Annotated in this window: 22 protein-coding genes; 9 read left to right on the top strand and 13 right to left on the bottom strand. The window is 68.8% G+C overall.

Going from position 1 to position 24,127, the window contains the following annotated elements; genetic code table 11:
- Positions 1 to 36: 36 nt before the first annotated feature.
- Together W7U_RS07855 and W7U_RS07850 are read right to left on the bottom strand one after the other, a co-directional pair.
- The gene (locus W7U_RS07855; protein WP_008256681.1) at positions 37 to 477 is read right to left on the bottom strand and encodes a Fur family transcriptional regulator; all 441 of its coding nucleotides are present in this window, start codon (positions 475 to 477) and stop codon (positions 37 to 39) included.
- Positions 478 to 588: 111 nt separating this feature from the next.
- The gene (locus W7U_RS07850; protein ID WP_008256680.1) at positions 589 to 1,815 is read right to left on the bottom strand and encodes an Ig-like domain-containing protein; all 1,227 of its coding nucleotides are present in this window, start codon (positions 1,813 to 1,815) and stop codon (positions 589 to 591) included.
- 159 nt (positions 1,816 to 1,974) lie between these two features.
- Between W7U_RS07850 and W7U_RS07845 the strand changes: the two genes are divergently transcribed.
- Together W7U_RS07845 and W7U_RS07840 are read left to right on the top strand one after the other, a co-directional pair.
- On the top strand, positions 1,975 to 2,727 hold the full coding sequence (locus W7U_RS07845) for a hypothetical protein (RefSeq protein WP_008256679.1): 753 nt from the start codon (positions 1,975 to 1,977) through the stop codon (positions 2,725 to 2,727).
- Between the two features lie 61 nt (positions 2,728 to 2,788).
- Positions 2,789 to 4,276, top strand: coding sequence for an FAD-dependent oxidoreductase (locus W7U_RS07840; RefSeq protein WP_008256678.1), 1,488 nt, complete (start codon positions 2,789 to 2,791; stop codon positions 4,274 to 4,276).
- A gap of 11 nt (positions 4,277 to 4,287) precedes the next feature.
- On the opposite strand, the gene W7U_RS07835 is transcribed toward W7U_RS07840, so the two are convergent.
- Positions 4,288 to 5,334: a class I SAM-dependent methyltransferase gene (locus W7U_RS07835; protein WP_008256677.1), complete on the bottom strand. Its 1,047-nt coding sequence runs from the start codon at positions 5,332 to 5,334 to the stop codon at positions 4,288 to 4,290.
- A 55-nt stretch (positions 5,335 to 5,389) separates the two neighbouring features.
- Positions 5,390 to 6,571: a glycosyltransferase gene (locus W7U_RS07830; protein WP_036428872.1), complete on the bottom strand. Its 1,182-nt coding sequence runs from the start codon at positions 6,569 to 6,571 to the stop codon at positions 5,390 to 5,392.
- A gap of 463 nt (positions 6,572 to 7,034) precedes the next feature.
- On the opposite strand from W7U_RS07830, the gene W7U_RS07825 reads away from it, so the two are divergent.
- Together W7U_RS07825 and W7U_RS07820 are read left to right on the top strand one after the other, a co-directional pair.
- Positions 7,035 to 8,432, top strand: a complete 1,398-nt coding sequence (locus W7U_RS07825) for a PPE domain-containing protein (RefSeq protein ID WP_014711608.1) — start codon at positions 7,035 to 7,037, stop codon at positions 8,430 to 8,432.
- Between the two features lie 72 nt (positions 8,433 to 8,504).
- Complete coding sequence (locus W7U_RS07820) at positions 8,505 to 9,350, top strand: MOSC N-terminal beta barrel domain-containing protein (RefSeq protein ID WP_008256663.1); 846 nt, start codon at positions 8,505 to 8,507, stop codon at positions 9,348 to 9,350.
- 8 nt (positions 9,351 to 9,358) lie between these two features.
- Here W7U_RS07820 and W7U_RS07815 read toward each other — a convergent pair whose 3' ends face one another.
- The 6 genes from W7U_RS07815 to W7U_RS07795 form a co-directional block, all read right to left on the bottom strand.
- Positions 9,359 to 9,610, bottom strand: a complete 252-nt coding sequence (locus tag W7U_RS07815; RefSeq protein WP_008256642.1) for a hypothetical protein — start codon at positions 9,608 to 9,610, stop codon at positions 9,359 to 9,361.
- A gap of 96 nt (positions 9,611 to 9,706) precedes the next feature.
- A complete protein-coding gene (locus W7U_RS26730; protein WP_101930839.1) occupies positions 9,707 to 9,955 on the bottom strand; it encodes a DUF6480 family protein in 249 nt (82 codons plus the stop codon).
- Entirely contained in the window at positions 9,930 to 11,165 is a 1,236-nt protein-coding gene (locus W7U_RS07810; protein WP_008256639.1) for a zinc-dependent alcohol dehydrogenase, read from the bottom strand. The genes W7U_RS26730 and W7U_RS07810 overlap by 26 nt, the downstream gene beginning before the upstream one ends.
- Positions 11,166 to 11,179: 14 nt before the next feature.
- On the bottom strand, positions 11,180 to 11,668 hold the full coding sequence (locus W7U_RS07805; protein ID WP_008256638.1) for a hypothetical protein: 489 nt from the start codon (positions 11,666 to 11,668) through the stop codon (positions 11,180 to 11,182).
- A 219-nt stretch (positions 11,669 to 11,887) separates the two neighbouring features.
- Entirely contained in the window at positions 11,888 to 12,142 is a 255-nt protein-coding gene (locus W7U_RS07800; RefSeq protein ID WP_008256637.1) for a hypothetical protein, read from the bottom strand.
- A 45-nt stretch (positions 12,143 to 12,187) separates the two neighbouring features.
- Positions 12,188 to 13,204 (bottom strand): zinc-dependent alcohol dehydrogenase family protein, encoded by a 1,017-nt coding sequence (locus tag W7U_RS07795; protein WP_008256635.1) that lies wholly within the window; start codon positions 13,202 to 13,204, stop codon positions 12,188 to 12,190.
- A gap of 319 nt (positions 13,205 to 13,523) precedes the next feature.
- Between W7U_RS07795 and W7U_RS07790 the strand changes: the two genes are divergently transcribed.
- Together W7U_RS07790 and W7U_RS07785 are read left to right on the top strand one after the other, a co-directional pair.
- Entirely contained in the window at positions 13,524 to 14,081 is a 558-nt protein-coding gene (locus W7U_RS07790; RefSeq protein ID WP_008256634.1) for a general stress protein CsbD, read from the top strand.
- A gap of 26 nt (positions 14,082 to 14,107) precedes the next feature.
- A complete protein-coding gene (locus W7U_RS07785; protein ID WP_008256633.1) occupies positions 14,108 to 14,782 on the top strand; it encodes a hypothetical protein in 675 nt (224 codons plus the stop codon).
- A gap of 7 nt (positions 14,783 to 14,789) precedes the next feature.
- Here the strand turns inward: W7U_RS07785 and W7U_RS07780 are convergent, their stop codons facing one another.
- From W7U_RS07780 to W7U_RS07770, 3 genes are all read right to left on the bottom strand, one after another.
- Positions 14,790 to 15,452, bottom strand: a complete 663-nt coding sequence (locus tag W7U_RS07780; RefSeq protein WP_162839936.1) for a cutinase family protein — start codon at positions 15,450 to 15,452, stop codon at positions 14,790 to 14,792.
- A 67-nt stretch (positions 15,453 to 15,519) separates the two neighbouring features.
- Positions 15,520 to 16,293, bottom strand: coding sequence for an enoyl-CoA hydratase/isomerase family protein (locus W7U_RS07775; RefSeq protein ID WP_008256631.1), 774 nt, complete (start codon positions 16,291 to 16,293; stop codon positions 15,520 to 15,522).
- Positions 16,294 to 16,352: 59 nt separating this feature from the next.
- On the bottom strand, positions 16,353 to 17,375 hold the full coding sequence (locus W7U_RS07770; RefSeq protein WP_008256630.1) for a YhjD/YihY/BrkB family envelope integrity protein: 1,023 nt from the start codon (positions 17,373 to 17,375) through the stop codon (positions 16,353 to 16,355).
- A gap of 138 nt (positions 17,376 to 17,513) precedes the next feature.
- On the opposite strand from W7U_RS07770, the gene hrpA reads away from it, so the two are divergent.
- The 3 genes from hrpA to W7U_RS07755 all read left to right on the top strand — a co-directional run bounded on the left by hrpA (position 17,514) and on the right by W7U_RS07755 (position 24,125).
- A complete protein-coding gene (hrpA, locus tag W7U_RS07765; protein WP_014711603.1) occupies positions 17,514 to 21,431 on the top strand; it encodes an ATP-dependent RNA helicase HrpA in 3,918 nt (1,305 codons plus the stop codon).
- Between the two features lie 117 nt (positions 21,432 to 21,548).
- The gene (locus W7U_RS07760; protein ID WP_036428870.1) at positions 21,549 to 23,051 is read left to right on the top strand and encodes an FAD-dependent monooxygenase; all 1,503 of its coding nucleotides are present in this window, start codon (positions 21,549 to 21,551) and stop codon (positions 23,049 to 23,051) included.
- 96 nt (positions 23,052 to 23,147) lie between these two features.
- Positions 23,148 to 24,125 (top strand): hypothetical protein, encoded by a 978-nt coding sequence (locus W7U_RS07755; RefSeq protein ID WP_008256623.1) that lies wholly within the window; start codon positions 23,148 to 23,150, stop codon positions 24,123 to 24,125.
- Positions 24,126 to 24,127: the final 2 nt, after the last annotated feature.

Genomic DNA, 24,127 nt, shown 5'->3' with positions numbered 1-24,127 from the left:
GGGTGGGTGAATCGGGCTGCGATCACGGGCTGTGATCTAGGAGCCTGCAGTCGAGCAATCGGCGCACAGGCCCCAGTAGATGACTTCGGCCTCGTCGAGAACGAAGCCATCAAGAACGTTGTCGTCGTCCGACGGTGTCAGGCACGGTGCCTCGCCGACGGCGCAGTCGACGTCGCCGATGGTCCCGCAGGACCGGCAGACGACGTGGTGGTGGTTGTCGCCGACCCGCGACTCGTAGCGCGCGACCATGCCCAACGGCTGGATGCGCCGGACCAGGCCGACCGCGGTCAGCGCGTTGAGGACGTCGTACACCGCCTGTCGGGACACATCCGGCAGGCCCACCCGGACCGCCGAGAAGATCGTCTCGGTGTCGGCGTGCGGATTCGCGTCTACGACCTCCAGCACGGCAACCCTGGGGCGGGTGACCCGCAGATCGGCCATCCGCAACCTGTCCGCGTAATCGGCCGTCGATGACACCGCACCAATATGACGCACTTATCTGGAACGAGTCAAGAGTTTCCTGTGAAGTGGGGCACAATTCCGGGTAACGAATGGGCTGCGTCACGTCTGGATCACGTCGCGCGAATGTCAGGTGGGCTTGAGCGCGCTGCCTTCGCGCCACTGGTCCCAGCTCAGCGTCCAGTCGCCGTTCTGCTCCAGCGCCAGCGGCGGCCCGCCACTGTTGCGGACCTCGACCACGTCGCCGGGCACCGAAAAGTCGTAGAACCATTTCGCGTTGTCGGCGTTGAGGTTCAAGCACCCGTGCGAGGTGTCGCGGTGCCCCTGGGCCCACACCGTCGCTTCGAGCTCGTGCAGGTAGATGCCGTCGGTGCTGATCTTGGTGGCGTAGTTGATGGTTTCGCGATACCCGAGCCGGGAGTTCTTGGGCAACCCGAAGGTCGAGGAGTCCATGACGACCGGATTGCCCTTGTCGAGCACGGTGTACACGCCCGGCGGGGTCCACAGCGAGATCTTGCGGCCGCCGACATCTTCGGTGCCGCCCATTCCCATGCTGGTGGGCATCGTGCGCACGAGCGCTCCGTTGTTGAAGACGCTGATCTGTTTGGTGGCGTCGTCGGCGATGGAGACGTGCGCATCCCCGATCCGGAACGAGACCCGACTGTCGTCCTGCCCGAATAGCCCGTCGCCCAAAGCGATTCCGTAGATTTGCGCCTCGGCCGTGATCTGCGTGCCCGGGGCGTAGTAGTGCTCCGGGCGCCAGTGCGCGTTCTGGCCGTCGACCCAGAACCATGAGCCCTCGACCTTCGGGGTGGTGGTCACGGCCAGGTGTCGCTCGGCGGCCGCCCGGTCGGCGATCTGCTCGTCGAAGTGCGCGACGATGACCGTTCCGACGCCGTAGGTGCCGCCGTCGCGCAGCGGCGCCTCCGCGGTGGTGGTGAACGACACCTTGGTCTGGTTGGACGGTCGCAACGTCGTGAACGTCGAGACTTGTTTGGCCGCAACACCGTTGGTGCCGCGACTGGTGACCGTCAGTGTGTAGGTGCGCCCGTAGCCCAACGGGACGGTGGGCTTCCACACCAGGTTGTCCGGGGTCATAACGCCCTGGACCGACGTACCGGCCTCGTTGACCATGTCGACCCCGGCCAGGGTGCCCACCTCGGCCTTGACCATCACGGGAGCGACGGGGTCGACGTCGTGTGCGTCGGGGGCGGGGGTGAACGTCACGTGCGCGGGCCCGGGCGTCGTCGCCGCGGTTTCGGAGTGATGATCCCGCGATGCGATCTGGATCGCGCCGACCACGCCGACAACGACGAACACGACCAGCAGGAGCCGGCGGGGCCAAGGGAATGTCATGGTGGTGCACCTGATAACCCGCGACGCCCTGCCCGTAAACGTGCAGGTGTCCTGGGCCGAACGCGCATTGCGGGCGAGAAGATCGCCGGACCTCGCCGTGGGTACACGCCCGGCGCAAAGAATCATGCCGACGCCCGGCCCGCGAGAGATCATGGCTTCATGGCCGACGAGGAACTCGACGATCTTTATGGCGTGCCGCCGAAGGAGTTCACCGCCGAACGCGCCCGGCTGACGGCCGCGGCCAGGAAGCGCGGTGACGACGCCGCCGCCGAACGCATTTCGGCGGCCACCAAGCCGACGACGGCGGCGTGGATCGTCAACCGGCTGGCCCTGCGGCGCAAGGACACCCGCGAGCGCCTGGCCGACCTCGGTGAGCGGTTGCGGGCGGCGCACGCCGCGATGGACGGCGCGCGCATCCGCGACCTGTCGGTCGAGCAACACAAGCTCATCGACGAACTCACGCGCGACGCGCTGCGGGCCGCCGAGGTGAAGCAGCCGTCGGCGTCCGTGCGCGAGGATCTGACCAGTACCCTGCAAGCCGCCGTCGCCGACCCGCAGGTGAGGGCGCGGCTGGGCCGACTGACGCGGCCCGAACAGTGGTCGGGTTTCGGCGCCCTCGGGCAGGCGGCGCCGGAATCGGCGCCCGAGAAACCCCATCGCGGGCGCGTCGAGAAGCTCCGCGCGGCGGTCGCCGAAGCCGAGCGGGCCAAAGCCGAAGCCGACGACAGGTTGTCCGAGCGGGAAGCCCAGCGCGACGAGGCCCGGCGCCGCCGTGACGAGGCGGCGCGGGCGCTGCGGGCGGCCGAGCGCGAACTCGGTAGCGCCGAACACAATTACGAGCGGGCCGAGGAAGCCAGCCGAACCGCCGCCGACTCGCTTGCGGAGGCGAAAGCCCGGCTGAAGCGGGGGTGAACGCGCGCGGCGTTTCTTCGTGCCGGGTTGGGGTATCAGCACAGCCGTGACTTCTTTGTGGATGACCGACCGAACCGAACGCCCGTGGGCGGCAAGCCCGCTTGACCGGGGCCCCGCATCCGCCGATGTCATCGTCGTGGGCGCCGGTATCACCGGGCTGATGACGGCGGTTCTGCTGGCCCGCGCGGGCAAGGACGTGCTGGTGCTGGAGGCGCGCACGGTGGGTGCCTGCGCGACCGGGAACACGACCGCCAAAATCAGCCTGCTGCAAGGCAGTCAGCTCTCGAAGGTGCTGCCGCGGCACGGCAGGGAAGTGGCCCGGGCCTACGTCGACGGCAATCGCGAGGGACAGGAATGGGTGCTGGGCCACTGCGAGGCGCACGGGGTGGCGGTGCAGCGCGAGGACGCCTACACCTACGCCCAGTCGGCCCGCGGCGTGCCGTCGGCGCGCGCCGAACTCAAGGCGTGTCAGGCGGCCGGCCTGCCGGCGGTGTGGGAAGACGATGCCGACGTGCCGTTCGACTACCACGGCGGCGTGCGGCTGCCCGACCAGGCCCAGTTCGATCCGATGCCCTTCCTCGACTCGTTGGCCGTCGAGTTGCTCAACCGGGGTGGGCGGCTGGTCGAGGGCACCCGGGTGCGACGAGTCTCCACGCGCGGCAAGGGCGTGCGCGTGCACGTCAACGACGCCGCCCAGCAGGACGTCGAACTTCAGGCCGGCCAGCTGGTGCTCGCCACCGGGATCCCGATCCTGGATCGCGGCGGCTACTTCGCGCGGGTCAAGCCCAGCCGGTCGTACTGCCTGGCCTTCAAGGTTCCCGGCAACATCACCCGGCCGATGATGATCACCACCGATTCGCCGACACGTTCGGTGCGCTACGCGCCCGTCGCGGATGGGGAAAGGCTGATCGTCGGTGGGGCGGGCCACACCGTCGGCCGCGAGAAGAGCCCGTCCGAAGCGCTCGATGAGCTGGCGACGTGGACGCGCAAGCACTTTCCGGGGGCCGTGCAGACCCATTTCTGGTCCGCGCAGGACTACACGCCGATCGACCACCTGCCGTATGTGGGCCCCATCCTGCCGAACAATGAAAACATCTTTGTTGCAACGGGTTTCAACAAGTGGGGCATGACCAATGGCGCCGCGGCGGCCTTGGCGCTGTCGAGCCGGATGCTGGGTGGGCGGATGGATTGGGCGCGCGCGTTCGCCAGCTGGAGTCCGCACGAGCTGACCGGCCTGGCGACGGCGCTGCAGGCCAACCTCGAGGTCGGCTTCAATTTGACCAAGGGCTGGATCACCCCGGCGGCACGCATCGGCCGCCGCAGCCCCGACGGGGAGGGCGGCGTGGTGAGCGGCCCGCCGTGGCAGCTCGAGGCCCGCTGCCGCGTCGACGGCACCGAGCACCGCGTCTCACCGGTGTGCCCGCACCTCGGCGGGATCGTGAATTGGAACGACGCCGACAAGGCGTGGGAATGCCCGCTGCACGGGTCGCGCTTCGCGCCCGACGGCACCTTGTTGGAGGGGCCGGCGACGCGCGATCTGACCGCGTAGACCGCCTGAGCTCAGCCCGCCTTCTCAAAGACGAGCCAGCGCAGCTCGATCGGGCAGTCGTCTCGCTCGACGTCGAACACGTCGATGCCGGTGGCCCACCCCTCGAACCACGCCGTGGGCGGCCACGCCTCGGCGGGCAACCGCGCCTTCTCGTACTCGTAGGCGGAGTCGTCGGCGACGGGCTCGAGCGGCAGGCCCACCGCCGCGCCCTTCACCTCTTCCCGGGTGAAGATCATGCTGTTGCACTGTTGGCCGAGTTGCACCGCGGCGTCGTCGGGCACGTAGCCGTCGCGGGCCAGGAAGGTGTTGAAGACCAGGCGCCCGCCGGGGGCCAGACATTCGGCGGCGAGTTCGAACATCCCGCGCAACTCGTGCGGAGTCCGGAAATCGGGCACCACCTCCGAGAGCACCATCAGGTGGTACCGGGCGTGCGCACCCTCCATGGCGGTGAACACGTCGCTTTGGATGACGTTCACGCGCAGCGCTTCGCGGCCGGCTTCCGCGCGGATGACGTCGGCGAACTTCGCCGTCATCTCCACCGCATCGACCTGGTGGCCGCGGCGGGCCAGGGCCAGGGCGTTGCGTCCGGTTCCCGCGCCGACGTCGAGCACCCGAAAGGCGGCGGGATCGGCCGCCTGCGCGGCGAGGTCCAGCACGCGCGCGTCCGGTTCGGTGCCGAATAGCGGCGGCGGGCGCACGGCGACCCACTGCTCGTAGTCGGCCTCGATCGTCCGCGCGTCGGCCTGGACGCGGAAGTCCACACCGGCCGACCCGAACGGGGAGTGGTACGAGATGACCACGTCGGACCGCGGGGATGCCTTGAACGCCTTCGCCAACTCGGTTTCCAGCGCGGCCCGCAGCTGCGCGGACTGTTCGGGGGTGTACCAGACACCCAGCGTGGCGCACACGTTGGCGCACAATTGCACGTACTCGTCGATCAGGCCCGGCACCGCCGGCACCCGGAGCTGGCCCTCGGCCGACGATCGCCGATACATCCGCCGGATGAGCGCCTCGCGCAGCATCGACGGGTCGAATGATCCCTCCGGCGGTTCGTGCACCAGAACCTTCTACACGACCGATCGGCTTTGCACCACCGCCAAGCCGGTGCGCCTATCAGTCCCGCCGCGCCGTGCGGGCAGCGTCTTCGAGGAGATCGGCGGCGCGGGCGACGCTCTGGGCGGGCTCGGTCACTTGGGTGGCGACCTCGCGCGCCCGTTTGAGGTAGCGGGCATCCAGGACCGAGCGCAGGTCCGCGACCAGTGAGTCCAACGTGGACGCCGAGAACGCCCGCGCCACGCCGACTTCCAACGCGCCGACGGCCTCGGCCCACATCGGCTGATCGAGCCAGAGCCACAGAATCAGCATGGGCACTCCGGCCCGCAGGCCCGCGGCGGTGGTGCCGGCCCCGCCGTGGTGCGCGATCGCGCGGCAGGCCGGAAACACGGCGGCGTGATTCACCTCCGTCACGATCTTGACGTGATCTTCCGGCGGGAGGCCGGTGAAATCGTTTGGGCCGCTACAGATCAACGCCCGCTCGCCCAACCGGGCGCAGGCCGCGCTGATGACGGCGACCGTCTCGGCGGGAAAGGTGACGGGGGTGCTGCCGAACCCGAAGTAGATGGGCGGCGTCCCCGTGGCGATCCAGGACAACACTTCGTCGTCGGCCTCGCCCGGCATGCCCAGCGTCAGCGAACCGACGAAGGGCCGTCGGTACTGCGGGGTTGCCCATTGCTTTGCCAGCTCGGGCACGCACAACGCGTCATAGGCCTGAATCTCCAGCGTCGGCCCCGTGGACGCCACGGCCTGCGCGGGCAAACCGAGCGCTTGGCGTTGCGCGTTCTCGGCCGCGCTGGTGACCTGGGACTGCAACCAGCCGAGTTCCAGGGCGGCCGCCGGGAAGAAGTGCAGCGCGGCCAGCGGAATGCCGAAGCGCTCGGCGACGTTGGCGGCGAGCCTTTGCTCGTTCATCCCGGCCACCAGCAGGCCGGCATCGGTCGCCAGGCGGGCCAGCGTCTCGCTCTTTGCGGCCCAGATGTTGGTGACGCGCTCCATGAGGTGCGGCAAAGCGCTGATCGGATCCTGCACGTTGCGGATGAAGTCGGTGGCGGTGTCGAGCTGCTCGCGGCTGTCGGGCCCGTAGGCGACCGCGGCAAGCCCGGCCGATTCGGCCAAGGCGAGCTTGTCGGGCGGCACCGCGATCACGACGTCGTGGCCCCGGCGTTGCAGCTCCCGCGCGACGGCGGCACAGGGTTCGACGTCGCCGCGGCTGCCGTAGGCGGCCAGCACACATTTCATTAACGGACCTCACTCGCGGTGGTGCCACAAATCCAAGCAGAGCCGGCGGCGCCCAACCTTCTGGGCGCGAGAAGCCCAACCTGACCACGCCTTTTGTCGGTGCCCGGCGGACGCCCCCGTGCCCGAATCGATGCGGCGACGCCCTTGCGGCCCCACCGACCACGCGCCGAAACGATTTGCGCGGCGCGCGCCAAACCCTTGTGAGTTTCCTGTGTCATGTGCCGGTAACCTATCGTTAACCCATCGCAACAATTTCGCTGTATTCGTTAACGTTGGGCCACACTTGCGAAGGTGTGAGACCGATCCCTCAGCAGTCGGGACGGTCTCGTTAGGTCGCCTTCCTTCGCGGTACCGGCGCTGCCCGAAGGAATGCGATTTGTTTGCTGTTCGGCTGGCTACCCCCATACGACGCGCACCGGAGCCGTCGACGCCCTCGCGGCCATGAAAGCGATCGGAGGAGAACGTGGACTTCGCAGTACTACCGCCGGAGGTCAACTCCGCGCGGATGTACGCCGGTCCGGGGTCGGGACCCATGCTGGCCGCCGCCATGGCCTGGGACGAATTGGCCGCCGCGCTGCAGTCGACGGCGGACTCGTACCAGGCGGAGATCACTGCCCTCACCTCCGGCCCGTGGGTCGGCCCGTCGGCTGCCGCCATGACCGCGGCGATCACCCCTTATCTCGAGTGGATGCGGACCACCGGCGCCCAGGCCGAAGAAGCCGCCACCCAGGCCCGGGCCGCGGCCTTCGCCTACGAGACGGCCTTCGCCGAGACGGTGCCGCCCCCGGTGATCACTGCGAACCGCACCCTGCTGGCGTCCCTCGTCGCGACGAACTTCCTCGGCCAGAACACGCCGGCGATCGCCACGACCGAGACCGAGTATGCGGAGATGTGGGCGCGCGATACCGCGGCGATGTTCGGCTACGCGGGTTCCACGGCGTCGGCGACCAGGCTGACACCGTTTGCCGAGCCCGATCAGACCACCAACTCCGGCGCCGACCAATCCGGAGCCGTGGCCCAGGCCACCGGCACGGCCGCCGGGAGCACACGCAATGCCGTTACGCAGCAATCACTCTCGGCGGTGCCCAACATGCTGAGCCGAGCGTCCCTGGCACCGAACGCCTTGGCCGCCGACCCGTCGCCGGTGGAAGCCCTGGACGTGGGTGCCGATCTCATCACGTATTTTCTGGACGCACCGGGCAGCTTGGTCACGTTTTTCGTCGACGCACCCGCGGCTACGATTGCCCTTCCCTACGACATCGCCGGTGCCCTGACCGGTTTCCACACCGATGACATCGTCAGCGGCTGGGCCGGGGTGCAGTCGTTCCCGGGGACGGGCGCGGTGCCGCCATCGCCATTCCCCGTCATCACTAACCCGGCCGGTGGATTCGGAACTCTCGCGTCAGCGGGGCTGGGGGAGGCCAACACCGTCGGCGGCCTATCGGTACCGCCCGGGTGGACAGCCGCCGCCCCGGCGATCAGACCGGCCGCGCTGGCGCTGCCGGCGACCAGCGTCGGCGCCGCCGCGGAAGCCGCGGCCGCAGTCGCCCCCAGCGGCACCGGGAGCCTGTTCGGCGAGATGGCGGTGGCGAGCATGGCCGGGCGCGCGATGGCCGGCACGAGCGCGTTGGGTCGCGAGCGAAGCCGGGCCGAGACGGCGAGATCCCCGCGCGACCCGAACAAGCGCGACCCGAACAAGAAGGACAAGGCGGACGAGTCCGCAACGACCCCGCAGGTGTCGGCGGGGGGACCGATCACGAGCATCGCCGCCGAGCTGCGCGAGCTGGCATCGCTGCGCGACGCCGGAATCCTCACGCAGCAGGAATTCGAGGAGCAGAAGAAGCGCCTGCTCCCCGGCTGACCCAGCGGTTCCGTTGCCGCGTTGTGAGAAGTGGTGACGCCCTGCGATTTGGGGCACAGTGTGAAGGTGCCTATGGACACGTCGTCGACCGGCAACGGCCCCGGTGCCGTGCAGATGCGCGTGGAGGCGCTGCTTCGCTACCCGGTGAAGTCGATGCTCGGCGAAACGGTGGATGCCCTGGCGGTCGACGAGCGTGGCGCCGAGGGCGACCGGCGGCTCGCACTCGTGGACGGCGAGACCGGCCATGTGGCCAGCGCCAAGAATCCACGGCTCTGGCGGGACCTCTTGACGTGCACCGCCCACGCGGGCGCCGACGGCGTGAGCATCAGGCTGCCCGATGGGACGGACGTGGCCTTCGACGACCCCGGTGTCGACGAGCTGATCTCCCGATTGACCGGACGGCGGGTCCAACTCGTGGCCCAGCGGCCCGAGGGGGCCACGCTGGTCCGCCCCGATCCGGAGCAACTGCTCGAACTCGGTCTCGACGCCGAGGTCGACGGCCGTATTCTGCGGATCGCCCAGGCCCCCCCGGGGGACTCGTTCACCGACGAAGCCCCGCTGCACGCCATCACCACGGCGACCCTCGAGCACATCGGTGTGGAGGCGCTGCGGTACCGACCGAATCTGGTGATCGCGACACCACCGGACTATCCGCCGTACGCCGAAAATGATTGGGTCGGAAGCGATATCACCGTCGGTGAGGCGCGGCTGCGGGTGCTGACCGCCACGTCACGGTGCGTGGTTCCCACGCTCGAACACGGCCCCCTGCCGCGTGCCCCGCAAGCGCTTCGCATCCCCGCGAAGGAAAACCGGTTGAACACGGGCGGTCACGGGGCGCAGGCGTGCGCGGGGGCCTACCTCTCCGTGGTGACCAAAGGCGTTATCCGCGTGGGTGATCCGGTCGGCATCCGGCCGTAGCCGTGGCATCAGCCGCCCAGATTGCGCACCGCCGTGTCGAGGTCTTCGGCCTGCTCGGCCAGCTCACGGTCGGATAGCTCCGCGCGCCCGATGCGCTGCACCAATTCCTGGCGGGTGGCGACCTGCAGGGCGCCTCGATATTCGGCAGAGTTCAGGTCTTCCGGCGTGACGACCGCGGCGCGCCCCTCGACCACCACGAGTGCGGCGTCCTGCTCTTGGCTGGCGAGTAGCCGACGAACGTCGTCGGCCCCGATGGTCATGAGCCGTCCAGCTGTGACGAACCGTCGATCATGCATGTGGCTATGCCCACTCCGGGGCCGAGGTAATCAGAAAATGTCGTCATCGTTTCCGATCCGCTAGCCTGTCGCCCCAACCATTTTCATCACCAGCAGCACCGCTACCGCGATGAACGCCACGACGAAGATGCCGACGGCGATCACTGTGAGCACCCAGCTGGGCGTGAATCGCCGGGTGTTCGGCGGTTGCGGCTCGGACACACCGGATGTTTGGGGCGCGGCCGGGGGAGTAGCGCCCGGTGCGGTTCCTCCTCCCGGCTCGAGCCCGGGGGTTCGTGCGGGGTCAGGATCGGGAGGTTGCGCGGTCATGGTGGACAGCGCTCCTTTCGCCGCCGGTGACGGTCGATACGCCCGGCCGCATCGCGACCCGGATGCACTTGTCTTTCTTGTTCTTGAACAAGTCGTAGGCCCGCACGCCCTCCTCGAGCGGCACGTCGTGGGTGATCAGTTTCGCCGGGTCGAGGTCGCCCTGCTCGACATAATCGAAAAGCCGGGTTATGTAGCGTTGTCCGTGTTGCTGCGCCGTCTTCAGCGTCAGGCCTTTGTTGGTCAGGACACCCGTCGGGAATTTGTCGGTCAGCCCGTACACCCCGAGCACCGACACGACTCCGCCCTTGCGGCAGGCCAGGATCGCCTGGCGTAGCGCGGTAGCGCGGTCGGTCTCCATGCGCAGCAGTTGCTTGGCCCGGTCGTAGAGTTGCTGCACGCCGGTGCCGTGACCTTCCATGCCGACGGCGTCGATGCACGCATCGGGGCCGCGGCCACCGGTCATCTCCCGAAGCGTCTCGTGCACGCTGTCGACCGCGGTATAGTCGATCGTTTCCAAGCCAAAGGCGTTGCGCGCCAGGGCCAGCCGCTCGGGTATGCGGTCGACGACGATGGCCCGCTCGGCGCCCAACAGCAGCGCGCTGCGGGCCGCCATCAAGCCCACCCCGCCGGCTCCCCAGACCGCGACCGTGTCGCCACCGACGATGTCACAGAAATCGGCGCCCATGAAACCCGTCGGCACCGCGTCGGACAAGAACAGCGCCTGCTCGTCGGCGATGTCAGCGGGAATCACAAAGCAATTCGCGTCGGCGAACGGCACCCGGACGTATTGGGCGTGGGATCCGGCGTAGCCCCCGAACGGATGGGTGTATCCGTAGATGCCGCCGGAGGGATAGCCCAGCAACGGCTGCTGCAGCTCGGCGTTGGGATTGGTGGTGTCGCAACACGAATACAACTCGTGATCGCAATACCAGCAGCGGTTGCAGGCGATGAACGACGGGACCACCACACGGTCGCCCACCTTGGTGTCGCGCACCTCGGCGCCCGTTTCCGCCACCACGCCCATGAATTCGTGGCCGAAGATGTCGCCGGCCCGCATGCCCGGCAGGTAGCCGTCGATGAAGTGCAGATCCGATCCGCAGGTCGTGGTGAGGCGGACTTCGACGATCGCGTCGTGCGGATTCAGGATCTTCGGGTCATCGACCGTCTCCACCGAGAGATCGTTGACCCCGTTCCAGCACAGTGCTCGCATGTTGGGCCTTTCGCTTAGCGCGCGGACTCGCGTGCGCTGGGGTTGGACTGGATGGTCGGCACCTCGCCGGTCTGCATCAAGGCGCGCAGCCGGTAGAGGACCTTGAAGGCCGCCGCGCCGGACAGCAACGCGGGCGCGGGCGCCTGGACGCACAGCGTGACCTCGGTGCCCAGCTCGCGCGGGGCGGGCCGGTATTTGACGACGATCTGGTTCCCGTTGCCGACGAAGCGGATTCCGCCGGATTCCTCGACCAGCGTGGAATCCCAGGTCACGTCAGGCGCCGCCGATGACCGCCAGCGATAGCGATTCCGTCCGTCGGATTCGACGTCGGCGATGTCGCCGAGCACCACCGACAACTGGTCGGGGTCGCGCCAGAAACGTTCGATCCGCTCGACGGGGCACGCGATCGTGACCGTTTGCGCCTTGGCGCGTCGCGGCACCTTGTCGATCACCCTGTTCACCGCGCCCAACACTTGGTTTTTCGCGAAGCCGAGATAACTCACCGCGCGCTCCCTCCGTCGGGGGATTGCGGTACCCGCCCACGGGCCGCCCAAACCGACCGCGGGCGCGGGGCCGGTGACGCGAAGGGCCCATACACCGGATCGCCGTCCGGTGATGCCGTCTACAAGGTGCGGCCGACGGGCGGGTCGGTCACCGAATAGGCTGCGGGCCACGGCTTTTGGCGGTCCGCCGCGTTCATGGAGCCGGAATCGCCGGCGTCGTCAGTTTTCGGAGTTCGGTGTGGGACTTTGCGCGGATTCCCACTTCGCCTCGAGGGACCTCTCCACCGTGGTGCCGGTGGCCAGGTCGAGCTGAAAGGTCTCCCCGCGGTCGCTTTCCAGCGTGACGAGAAATCCCGCATCGGTGGGGTCCTTGAACACGACCTTGTAGGGCTGTGCGCCGGAGCCGCGGTCAACGGCGATGATGTCGCCCGGGGTGACGTCGTCGATGCGGTCGTTACCGGAGGCTTTGGACATACCGTCGACCGTAGCCGATGTCCGCCCGCCGCGGCCGGGGCCCGGTCAGGGCTGCAGGAAGGCCTTGATGGCGCGCCGCTCATCCATGGCCCGGTAGGCCTCGGCGACTTGTTCAAGCGGCAGATGCAGGTCGAAGACCTTGCCGGGATTGATTCGCCCGTCGAGCACCGACTCGATCAGGTCGGGCAGGAAGTGCCGGACCGGGGCGGGGCCGCCGCGGAGCCCGACCTGACTCCTGAAGAGTTGCTCGCCGGTGATGCTGACGTCGTGGGGGACCCCCACGAACCCGACGAAGGCGCCTGGGCGGGCGGATTGGATGGCTTGCTGCATGGATTGGCCGGTACCCACGCATTCGAGCACGGCGTCGGCGCCGACGCCTTCGGTCATGTCCTTGATGACGGCCACACCGTCGTCGCCGCGCTCGGTGACGATGTCGGTGGCGCCGAACTCGCGCGCCAGCTTCTGCCGGGGCTCGTGGCGGCTCATCGCGATGATCCGCTCGGCGCCCTTTTCGCGGGCGGCGAGCACCGCGCACAAGCCGACCGCGCCGTCCCCCACGACGGCCACCGTCATGCCGGGAGCGACGTTGGCCGCTTCGGCGGCAAACCATCCGGTCCCCATCACGTCCGACAGGGTCAGCAGGTCCGGAATCGATTCGCCGTCGGGTTGGCCGGGGAGGGCCACCAGGCTGCCGTCCGCCCACGGGATGCGGATCACCTCCGCCTGGCAACCGCTCATCAGTACCCCGTGCACACACGACGTTTGAACTCCGTTGCGGCAGTTCGGGCAGGTGCCGTCGGAAGCGAAGAAGGATCCGATGACGAACTGGCCGGGCTTGACCGAGGTGACCTCGCTGCCAACGGCTTCGACGACGCCGCAGTATTCGTGACCGAACGGCTTGGGCTCGGGAACGGGGTTGATGCCGCGGTAATCCCAGAGATCCGAGCCGCACACGCACGTGGCGGTGGTGCGGACGATGGCGTCGGTGGGGGCGACGATCTCGGGGTCCGCGATGTCCTCGAAACGGACGTCGCCGGCGCCGTAAATGACGGCTCCTCGCATGATGCCTTCCCTCCCGTGCCAGCCGACCCTACCCAAATCGATGGGTTTCAACCGCGCCTCGACGCCATTTGACGTGCCCATCCGTCGAGTCGGACGCGACGGCCCTGCCGGCAAGAGTATCGCCCTGCCGCTCTTTCGCGCATGGCAAGGCGCCTCCGCCACGAACGATGTTGCGGCAGTTGTTAATTCACGCCCGCCGACCGCGGCGATTACGTCCTGGCGATCAGTGACGCGGTTCACGTCGTGTTTGAGCGACCGAGTCCGTGGAATCCCCCTGCGTGAACGAACGTTCTTGGCCAACGCCGCAAGGAGAATTTCGATGAGTAAGCACGACAAGGCAGACGAGGCGCGTAGGGGCCTGATCGATTCGGTCAAGGGCAAAGCCAAAGAGGTCGTCGGCGCCGTGACGGGCAATGATTCGCTGACCGCCGAAGGGCAGCTCGAGCAAACCCAGGCGCACGAGCGCAAAGAAGCGAACGCAACCGAGGCCGTCGCCGAGGCCCAGGCCAAGCAAGCGCGGGATGACGCGGCCGAAGCCAAGGCGGATGGCGCCCGACAGCGCCTGGCGGCGAACGCCAGCGCGGTGGCTACGGAGGATTCGATCGAAGCCCGACAAGCCGCGCAGAAGCGCGCGGCCGAGCGCGCGGCGCAGCAGACCGCCGCAACGGAACAAACGCGGGCTGAGCTCGACGCACAACAGCAAATCCAACGGGCCAAGGCCGACGAACGCGAGGAAATCGGTGACGCGACGGAGGACGTCGTCGATGCCGCCGCGCAGCACCAAACCTCGGTGCAGGTGGCCGCCAACGAAAAGGCGGAGGCCGATCGCCTTCGCCACCATGCCCAGAACGTGTCCGACGAAGCCGACCTGCCCTGAGGGCGGGCCACGTACAGGAGAAAACGATGAAAATATCCGACGCCCCGTTGGCGGTTCTGCGGTTTCACTACCAACTCGCCCGGTTCCCACTGCAGTTGATCGAAGATCGGGTCGTTACCCGAATCCCAGCGGAAGCGCGTGCGCGGCTGCTCTATGAGCGCTCGCTCGGGATGCTTGACAGCACTATCGGGAATGCGCTCGGCGATCCCCGGCTGGTCGAGCGGGGGACGGCGCTCGTGGAACGCAGCGACGCGCTCGGACGTGCCGCACAGCTGGACGCGACGGCGGCGACCAGGAAAAAGCAGGCCGACGCGGAGTTGGCGGGTGCGCGCGACGAGGCGATCGAGGAACGCCAGCAAGCGCAGGCGGCAACAGCTCAGGAGATCGCGGAGGCCCGCAACGCCGCCGGGGACCGCAAGCGGCAGGCGGCACAGTCGGCGCAGAAGGCCAGCGCCTCGGCAAAGCAGCGCGTCGACGAGGCGGCCGCCAAGCAGAAGGACGCGGTCGAATCGGCAAAACGACAGGTGGAGAACAGGACTCAGGCCGCCGAGCGGGCCGCGTCCAAGGCTTCCGCCGCCAAACTCGATGAGGCCGAGGACAAGCTAGGCGAGGCCGCCGACAAGCGCGCCGAAGCGGATCGCGTCGCGGATTTGGCGGCCGCCGAAAAGCAAGAACGCCAAGAGCGGCGCGCGAACGACTGAACCTGCCTCAGACGCGGGGCGCGGCTTGGTTGACCTTGTCGGCCGCGAACGTCGCGGCCTGGGCCGTCATCCCGGCGTCGATGTAGGAGACGTGCGCGATGATGTTGCCGCCACCCGAGCAGATCGGGTCGTCGGGGGCGCACAGGCTGATGGTCTTGGCGCCGTACGCCGGGTTGATCGTGGGGAGCGGCTGGCCGCCCCACAACATGGTGGAGAAGCCGCTGGACGGCTCGCCGAAGAGGGCGACGGCGGCGACGTGGTCGGCCGCCGAGGCGGGCAGCGCGTTGGTGGCGAGGTCGATCACCGTCGAGCCCTGCGAGTACCCGCCGAGCACGATCCGCGAGTTCGGGCAGCTGGACACGGTGTCCTGGATGTGGGTGGCCGCGTCGTCCGCGCCTGCGTTCGCGCTGTTGTGGTAGTCGTCGTTGGCCGGGTAGTTGACGGCGTAGACGTCGACGGATCGCCCGCCGAGCTGTGACGTGAGCGAGTCGACGAACGCCTGGCCGATGTTGCCGAGGCCGGGCTCCTGGTGGGTGCCGCGGGCGAAGACCACCGAGACGTCCGAGCATGGATCGGCGGCGGCGGTCGGGGCGCCGATGGGTGCATTCAGCAGCGCCCACGCCGTCACAGTCGAGATACCAACGAAGCGAGCAAGTCTGCGTGCATTCATCCCCGAATCCTGACACATGCTCCAAGACGACGGTGGCGGTGGCCGGTTCGGCGACATCGGTGGCACGTCAACGGCCACGCCACTGCGGCTTGCGCTTCTCGCTCCAGGCCCGGATACCCTCGGCCACGTCTTCGGTCGCGCCGGCAACCTTGCGCATCGTCTCGCCGAAGCGCACCGACTCGATCCAGCCCATGTCCGCGGTCCGCCAGGCCACCTCCTTGGTCGCCCGCTGGGCCAACGGGGCGGCCTCGGTCAGGGTGCGGGCCCAGGCCTGCGCCTCGGCCTGCAGTCGGTCGGGCTCGACGAGCTTCCAGACCAGGCCGACCTCTTTGGCGCGCTCGGCGCTCATCGGCTTGCCGGTCAACAGCAGTTCCATGGCGTTGGCCCAGCCCACCCGCTGCGGCAGCCGGATCGCCCCGACGATGGTGGGCACCCCGATCGAGACCTCGGGGAAACAGAACGTGGCCTCGGTACTGGCGATGACGAAGTCGCAGAACAACACCCCGGTAACCCCGTAGCCGATGCAGGGACCGTGCACGGCAGCGATGGTCGGCTTGAACAGTTCCATGCCGGATTCGAACGAGTTGATCGTCGGTTTCTCCCAGAAGGTGCCGCCGAACGTGCCGACGGAGCCTTCGCCGTCCTTGAGGTCGCCGCCCGCGCAGAACACGCTGCCGTTGGCGGTCAGGATCCCGACCCAGGCGTCCAGGTCGTCGCGGAATCGATCCCATGCGGCGTTGAGGTCCTGGCGCAGCGCGCCGTTGATGGCGTTGCGCGCCTCGGGGCGATTCAGAGTGATGGTGGCGACGTGATCTTGCAGCTCATAGGTGACCAGACTCATGCCTGCAGAGTATTGCGCCGGGCGCGAGGACCCACCAATAAGCCGGGGGCGAACCTACCTCACGGCGTGCGGGAGCGGCGAGGGTCGTCGGAAACCCTAAGGCGCCCAACGGCTTTCGCGGGGAGACGCCTGACGTCGTCGAACCGCACGCTGACACGCTCGAAGGCCTTGACGCGTTCGGCCTTGACTTTCTTGGTGTAGGTCCTGCGGTCGGCCGGCGTGAGGTCCGCGTCGTCGCTGAACGCGCTGAGCAGGGCGCGCGGGTACAGCTTTTCCACCAAGACGACGTTGACCTCGGCGCACAACACCAGCGCCACCGAGGCGAGGAACAGAAAGGCCAACGCCCCCAACACCAGTGCGAACACACTGTTGGTGGCGCTGGCCCGTTTCACGGTGTGCGCGACATAGCCCGCCCCGAACCACTGCAGCATCTGCCAGATGAAGGCCGCGGCGACCGCCCCGGGCAACACCTGCCGGTACGTCAGTGCCCGCGCGGTTGTCACGCGAAAAGCAACCAGGCAGATCAACGCGTTGATCGCGACGGCGGCGAGCGCGAGACCGGTGGTTTCGAGAATGCCGACGGCGCCGGCGGCGTGACCGACCGCGGCCAACACGGTGGCCGCGATGGCCGCCGAGCCGAGCACCAACAGCAACAGCAAGCTGCGCAGGCGTGACCGAATGGGGTTGGGCCGCTTGTGTTTCGGCACCGCCCAGACGGAATCCATCGCGTTCTGCAGCGCCTGTCCCACACCCAGACCGCCGTAGAGCGCTCCGAGCAGGCCCACGATCACGCCGACGGCGCCTCCGCTGAGCCCCTCGGGGTGGTGCAACTGGCTGCCCAGGACCGGGAACTGGCTCAGCGTGCTGTGCAGCACCTGTGCCTGCAGATCGGGCCGGCCGGCCAGCACGACCCCCAGCGCGGTGGTCAACAGCAGCAGCAGCGGAAACAGGGACACCAGCGCGTAGTAGGTGATCAGCGCGGCGAGGTAGCCGCCCTGATCGTCGTTGTATTTGTAGATGACGGCGACGATCACGCCCACGGTTCGATTCCGTCGCCGCAGCTCGTCTAACCAACCGACCATCGCCGATCACGTCCCCCGCACAAGCCCGCATCCCGTTCGATGCGCTCGCCAGGTCATACCCGAATTGGGCCGCCGTGAACCGCGCTGGACGACCCGGGCTTGGGACGCCACCGGCGGCGGGTGCCTATTCTGTGCGGGGTGGCCGAACCGTCTGCAGCGCAGTTGCGCAACCAACTCGACGGCCTGACGTTGCGCGACGCCGCCCGCATCGGCAGGCGCCTGAAGAACCTCCGCGCCGCCACGCCCGAGAAGCTGCGGCGGCTCGCCGACGAGGTCGCGGCGGCGCGGCCGCTGGTCGCGGCCCGCCAGGCCGCCGTCCCGACGATCACCTACCCCGACCTGCCGGTCAGCGCACGGCGGCAGGAAATCGCCGACGCGATCCGCGGGAATCAGGTGGTGGTGATCGCCGGGGAGACCGGGTCGGGCAAAACCACGCAGCTGCCCAAGATCTGCCTGGAGGCGGGCCGCGGCATCCGCGGAACCATCGGGCATACCCAGCCCCGCCGGCTGGCCGCGCGCACCGTCGCCCAGCGCATCGCCGACGAGCTGGCAAGCCCGCTGGGCGAGGCCGTCGGCTACAGCGTGCGGTTCACCGACCGGGTCAGCGACCGCACCCTGATCAAGCTGATGACCGACGGAATCCTGCTCGCCGAGATCCAGCGCGACCGCCGCCTGCTGCGCTACGACACCCTGATCCTCGACGAGGCACACGAGCGCAGCCTCAACATCGATTTTCTGCTCGGCTATCTGCGCGAGTTGTTGCCGCGCCGGCCCGATTTGAGGGTGATCGTCACGTCGGCGACCATCGAGCCGCAGCGCTTCGCCGCGCATTTCGAGAATGCGCCGATCATCGAGGTGTCCGGGCGGACGTACCCGGTGGAAATCCGCTATCGGCCACTGGAGGTCGCCGTGCCTTCCGCATCCACGGACGATCCCGACGATCCGGACCACGAGATCGTCCGCACCGAGACCCGCGACGAGATCGAGGCTATCGTCGACGCCATCCGTGAACTCGAAGCCGAGCCGCCCGGCGACGTCCTCGTCTTTCTCTCGGGAGAGCGCGAGATCCGTGACACCGCGGAGGCTTTGACGTTTTTGACGAACGGCCCGGGCCACACCGAAGTGCTTCCGCTGTATGCCCGGCTGCCCACCGCCGAGCAACAAAAGGTGTTCGCGCCGCATACCGGGCGTCGCGTCGTGCTCGCGACCAACGTCGCCGAGACGTCGTTGACCGTGCCGGGAATCCGCTACGTCATCGACCCTGGCAACGCCCGGATCTCGCGCTACAGCCGCCGCCTGAAGGTGCAGCGGCTGCCTATCGAGCCCATCTCGCAGGCCTCCGCCGCCCAACGGGCCGGCCGGTGCGGCCGGGTCGCGCCCGGCGTGTGCATCCGGTTGTACTCCGAGCAGGACTTCGCGGCCCGGCCGCGCTACACCGAGCCCGAGATCCTGCGGACGAACCTCGCCGCCGTGCTGCTGCAGATGGCGGCGCTGCAAATCGGCGATATCGAAAAGTTCCCGTTCCTCGATCCGCCGGACCGGCGCAGCGTCCGCGACGGCGTCCAGTTGCTGGTCGAGCTCGGCGCGTTCGACGGCCAGGGCGCGATCACCGAGCTCGGCCGCCGCCTTGCCCGGCTGCCGGTCGACCCACGGCTGGGCCGGATGATCCTGCAGGCCGAGACCGAAGGATGCGTGCGGGAGATGCTGGTGTTGGCCGCGGCGCTGAGCATCCCGGACCCGCGGGAACGGCCGAGCGATCGCGAGGAAGCCGCCCGCGAAAAGCATGCCCGCTTCGCCGACGAACACTCCGACTTCATGTCGTACCTCAACTTGTGGCACTATCTCCGCGAACAACGGAAGTCGTTATCCGGCAGCGCGTTTCGACGGATGTGCCGGTCCGAATTCCTGCACTACCTGCGCATCCGCGAGTGGCAGGACCTGGTCGGCCAGCTACGCAGCATCGCCGGCGACCTGGGCGTCGTCGAAGACACCGCCGGCGAACCCGCCGGTCCGGCCCGCGTGCACGCGGCGCTGGTCGCCGGGTTGCTGTCGCATGTGGGCATGCGCCGCGAGGACACGCGCGAGTACCTGGGAGCGCGTAACGCGAACTTCGTGCTGGCGCCCGGCTCGGTGCTCACCAAACGGCCGCCGCGCTGGGTCGTCGTGGCGGAGCTGGTCGAGACCAGCCGGCTGTATGGGCGCACGGCCGCGCGCATCCAGCCGGAGGTGGTCGAGCGGGTGGCCGGCGACCTGGTGCACCGCACCTACAGCGAGCCGCATTGGGACGCCAAGCGCGGCGAGGTGATGGCCTACGAGCGGGTGACGCTGTATGGCCTGCCGCTGGTGGCGCGCCGCCGCGTCGGATACGCCCGCATCGAGCCGGTGGTGGCGCGCGAGCTGTTCATCCGGCACGCCCTGGTCGAAGGGGAGTGGCAGACCCGGCATCACTTCTTTCGCGACAACGCCCGGCTGCGCGCCGAGCTCGAGGAGCTCGAGGAGCGTGCCCGCCGCCGCGACCTGCTGGTCGGCGACGACGACGTCTACGCGCTCTACGACGCCCGCATTCCCACCGAGGTGGTCTCGGCGCGGCATTTCGACGCGTGGTGGAAACGCCAGCGGCACAAGACACCCGACCTGCTGACGTTCACCCGCGCCGACCTGCTGCGCACCGACGACAACGCCGCCACCGATCGGCCTACCACGTGGCGGACGGGCGACGCCGCGCTGCCGCTGACCTACCGGTTCGAGCCGGGGGCCGCCGACGACGGGGTCACGGTGCACGTCCCGATCGACGTGCTGGCGCGCCTGGGGGGTGACGAGTTCGCCTGGCAGGTGCCCGCGCTGCGCGAGGAACTGGTCACCGCGCTCATCCGCTCACTGCCGAAAGACCTGCGCCGCAACTTCGTTCCCGTCCCCGACACGGCACGCGCGGTGCTGGCCGCAATCGAGCCGGCCGGCGAGCCGCTGCTGTCGGCGTTGCAGCGCGAATTACGCCGTCGCACCGGGGTTTTGGTGCCCGTCGAGGCGTTCGACCTGGACAAGCTGCCGCCGCACCTGCGGGTGACGTTCGCGGTGGAGTCCCCTGACGGCGCCGAGGTCGCCAGCGGCAAGGATCTGCAGGAGCTGCAGGAACGACTCATGACGCCGGCCCGCCGCGCGGTGGCGCACGCGGTCGCGGGCGAGCTCGAGCGCACTTGGTTGCGCGACTGGCCCGACGATCTCGACGAACTGCCGCGCGTCATCGAACGCGCCGTGCAGGGGCGCACCGTGCGAGGGTTTCCGGCGTTCGTCGACACCGGCGGCGCCGTCGACCTACGCGTGTTGGCGGCGCCGGACGAACAGTACCGGGCGATCGGTCCCGGCCTTCGGCGATTGGTCCGACTCAGCGTTGCGTCCCCGGTGAAAGCCATTGCGCGACAACTTGACCCGCGCACCCGTCTGACGCTGGGCACCAACCCCGACGGCGACCTGTCCGCGCTGCTGGAGGACTGTGCCGACGCCGCGGCCGACGCGTTCATGCCGACGCCGGTGTGGACGCGGGGGGAGTTCGTCGCGTTGCAAGAACGCCTGGGAAAGACCTTGGCGCCCACGGCCGCCGAGATTGCCCGCGCGGTCGAGCGGGTGCTCGCCGCCGCCCACGACGTGCGACTCCTGCTGCCCGCCAACCCGCCGCCCGCGCACTCCGAGGCGATCGCGGACGTGCGCGCCCAGCTCGACCGGCTCTTGCCGCCGGGCTTCGTCACCGCGACCGGCCGGGCGCACCTCGCCGATCTCACCCGCTATCTGCTCGCGATCCGTCGCCGGCTCGACGGGCTGGCGCGCGGCGCCCAGGCCGACCGGGAGCGGATGGACCGGGTGCACGCCGTGCAGGACGCCTACGACGAACTGCTGCGTGAGCTGCCACGAACGGCGAGGACGGCCCCCGACGTCCTCGATATCGCCCGCCAGATCGAGGAACTCAGGGTGAGCCTGTGGGCCCAGCAGCTCGGCACGCCGCGCCCGGTCAGCGAGCAGCGGATCTACCGCGCCATGGACGCCGTGCGCGATCGTCGCTGAATGTTTTTCCCCGCCACTTTCAACCTATAGCGCACCCCGGGGCTTGCCGCAAGACCGGGGTGATGTCGCAAAATCGCTGTCCGAAACCAAAATTCGGGAGAGCGGGGGGGTATCGACGTGGTTGTTTCGCAGAGCTCGGGCAGGAAGGTCGAGCATGCGGTGCTCATCGCCGGAGGTGGCCCCACGGGGCTGATGCTCGCCGGCGAATTGGGTTTGGCCGGCGTCGACGTCGCGATCGTCGAGCGGCGCGCCAACCAGGATTTGATCGGATCGCGCGCCGGGGGTCTGCACGCCCGCACCATCGAAGTCCTCGATCAGCGCGGCATCGCCGATCGATTCTTGTCGCAGGGACAGGTGGCGCAGGTGGCGGGTTTCGCCCAGATTCGGCTGGACATCAGCGACTTTCCCACCCGCCACCCGTACGGGCTGGCGCTGTGGCAGAACCAGATCGAACGAACCCTGGCCGAGTGGGTCGGCGAACTCGGCGTGCGCATCTATCGCGGCACAGAGGTGGCCACCCTCGCCCAGGACGACAGCGGCGTCGACGTCGGCCTGTCCGATGGCCGGGTGATGCGGGCGGGCTATCTCGTCGGGTGCGACGGCGGACGCAGCGTGGTCCGCAAGGCAGCCGGCATCGAATTTCCGGGGTGGGATGCCACGACGAGCTATCTGCTCGCCGAGGCGGACATGGACTACGAAGATGACCAGCCGCCGCCGTGGGGTATCCGCCGCGACGCGCTCGGAGTCCATGCTTTGTCCACCACCGAGGAGGGCGGGCCGGTGCGGATCATGGTCACCGAGGAGCGCCTTCGAACCTCCGGCGAACCCACGGTGCACGATGCGAGCCGGGCACTCGTCGCCGTCTACGGGACGGATTACGGAATCCACAGTCCCCGTTGGATTTCCCGCTTCACCGATGCCGCCCGGCAGGCCGCGTCCTATCGCGTCCGACGGGTGCTGGTCGCCGGCGACGCCGCGCACGTCCATCACCCGGTGGGCGGGCAGGGTCTGAACACCGGCGTCCAGGATGCCGTGAATCTGGGATGGAAGCTGGCCCAGGTGGTCAACAACACGTCACGCGACAGCCTCCTCGACACCTATCACGCCGAACGGCACCCGATCGCCGCGCGAGTGCTGCGCAACTCGATCGCGCAGCTGGCGCTTCTTCGTGCGGACGACGGCACCGAGGCGCTGCGAGAAACGATGGGCGAGCTGCTGGGCATGGAGGAGCCTCGCAAACGGTTCGCCGCGATGATGTCCGGGCTGGGCATCGGCTACGACCTCGGGGACGGGCACCCGCTGCTGGGGCGCCGCATGCCCGACCTGGACCTGATCACCGCCGACGGCCCGCTGCGGGTGTTTGCCCTCCTGCGGGACGGCCGGCCCGTCCTGCTCAACTTCGGCTCGGCCGGGCGCATCGACATCGCGTCGTGGGCGGGACGGGTGCGTGTGGTCGACGCGAAACACGAAGGGGATTGGGAACTTCCGGCACTGGGGACGGTGAGCGCCCCAACAGCGGTGTTGATCCGTCCGGACGGATATGTTGCCTGGACCGGCGAGGGAACCGACCCGGCGCTGCGTGATGCCCTCACCGCCTGGTTCGGGCCACCGGCCGGGTGATTGGCGCCGGTCGCGGGCCACCGATCGGGTGACTTGTTTTGGGGGGCGCACGGTGTATCGTGCGTGTTCCCTGATCATGAGCAGGAAGCACGCACCGTGGACATGGCAAGCGACCAATCGTCGACACCGCCGCTGGATTGGGGCGAAGCCCAACCCCTGCTGAGGCCGGTGCTGCGGCCGCAAAGCTACGCCAATCAGCTGGTCAACAACGGGGCGCAGCCCTGGGTCCGTCCGGTGTTCCCGCACATCAACGAGATGGTCGTCGTGGACCTTCCCACGGTTCGGGCCATGGTGACGCCGGCCGAAACCGGCGCCTGGGGCATTACCGGCGACCAGGCATTCGCCGTGGCCCGGGAGAATCTGACCGCGCGTCAGCAGGTCTTCACACCGGGCGAGAAGTATCTGTTGAAGGACGCCGACGGTGCCAGCTATGTCGACTCGATGATTCTGGCCACCGGGTGGCTGGGTTCGCTGGCGGTAGCGGGCGGTCCACGACCGCTGGTGTTCTTCCCCGGGGACGGGTCGCTGGTGCTGGGCACCGACGCCCCCGGCCAGGTGGCCGAACTCTTCGAGGCCGCCGAGCAGCTGTACCTCGAGGCCGAACAACCTGTCTCGCCGCAGGGCTACACCATTGCGGGCGCCATCATCGTGCCGTTCGATCAGGCCGGCCCGCACCCGCTGCGCGGGTACGGCCTGGCGGCTCGAAGCCTCTTGGCCGCAAGGGAATACCAACACCAGACCGACTACCTGCGGCAGCATTACGAGCGCGAACTGTTCCCGCAATACGTCGGCGAGGCCCAGGTGATCGACACGCCGTGGGGGCGGCGCACCACGACGGCGTGGGGGCAGGGCCCGGCTTGGGAGCTGCCCCACACCGATTACGTGACGTTCCTCGTCGGCGACCCGTCGAACGTGTCGGACAAGTTCACCGTGCCGTTCGCCACGGTCGTCGACGTGGTGGGCATCCTGCCCGTCGCGGGGATCACCCCGGCGCGATACCGAGCCAACGAGTGGCCGGCACCGGAAACGCTGGCGGCGCTGAAGGCTCACGCCATAGATCTGCCGAGCGGATGACT

Source organism: Mycobacterium sp. H4Y (assembly GCF_000364405.1).
GTDB classification, from domain to species: Bacteria; Actinomycetota; Actinomycetes; order Mycobacteriales; family Mycobacteriaceae; genus Mycobacterium; species Mycobacterium intracellulare.
Note: the sequence above shows the minus strand (reverse complement) of the source record. Positions and strands in the feature narration are given on the sequence as shown.

Coding starts and splice junctions, on each gene's coding strand:
- W7U_RS07850 (WP_008256680.1), bottom strand. CDS start 1,815: ATGACATTCCCTTGGCCCCGCCGGCTCCTGCTGGTCGTGTTCGTCGTT.
- W7U_RS07845 (WP_008256679.1), top strand. CDS start 1,975: ATGGCCGACGAGGAACTCGACGATCTTTATGGCGTGCCGCCGAAGGAG.
- W7U_RS07840 (WP_008256678.1), top strand. CDS start 2,789: ATGACCGACCGAACCGAACGCCCGTGGGCGGCAAGCCCGCTTGACCGG.
- W7U_RS07830 (WP_036428872.1), bottom strand. CDS start 6,571: ATGAAATGTGTGCTGGCCGCCTACGGCAGCCGCGGCGACGTCGAACCC.
- W7U_RS07820 (WP_008256663.1), top strand. CDS start 8,505: ATGGACACGTCGTCGACCGGCAACGGCCCCGGTGCCGTGCAGATGCGC.
- W7U_RS07815 (WP_008256642.1), bottom strand. CDS start 9,610: ATGACCATCGGGGCCGACGACGTTCGTCGGCTACTCGCCAGCCAAGAG.
- W7U_RS26730 (WP_101930839.1), bottom strand. CDS start 9,955: ATGACCGCGCAACCTCCCGATCCTGACCCCGCACGAACCCCCGGGCTC.
- W7U_RS07810 (WP_008256639.1), bottom strand. CDS start 11,165: ATGCGAGCACTGTGCTGGAACGGGGTCAACGATCTCTCGGTGGAGACG.
- W7U_RS07800 (WP_008256637.1), bottom strand. CDS start 12,142: ATGTCCAAAGCCTCCGGTAACGACCGCATCGACGACGTCACCCCGGGC.
- W7U_RS07795 (WP_008256635.1), bottom strand. CDS start 13,204: ATGCGAGGAGCCGTCATTTACGGCGCCGGCGACGTCCGTTTCGAGGAC.
- W7U_RS07790 (WP_008256634.1), top strand. CDS start 13,524: ATGAGTAAGCACGACAAGGCAGACGAGGCGCGTAGGGGCCTGATCGAT.
- W7U_RS07785 (WP_008256633.1), top strand. CDS start 14,108: ATGAAAATATCCGACGCCCCGTTGGCGGTTCTGCGGTTTCACTACCAA.
- W7U_RS07780 (WP_162839936.1), bottom strand. CDS start 15,452: ATGAATGCACGCAGACTTGCTCGCTTCGTTGGTATCTCGACTGTGACG.
- W7U_RS07775 (WP_008256631.1), bottom strand. CDS start 16,293: ATGAGTCTGGTCACCTATGAGCTGCAAGATCACGTCGCCACCATCACT.
- W7U_RS07770 (WP_008256630.1), bottom strand. CDS start 17,375: ATGGTCGGTTGGTTAGACGAGCTGCGGCGACGGAATCGAACCGTGGGC.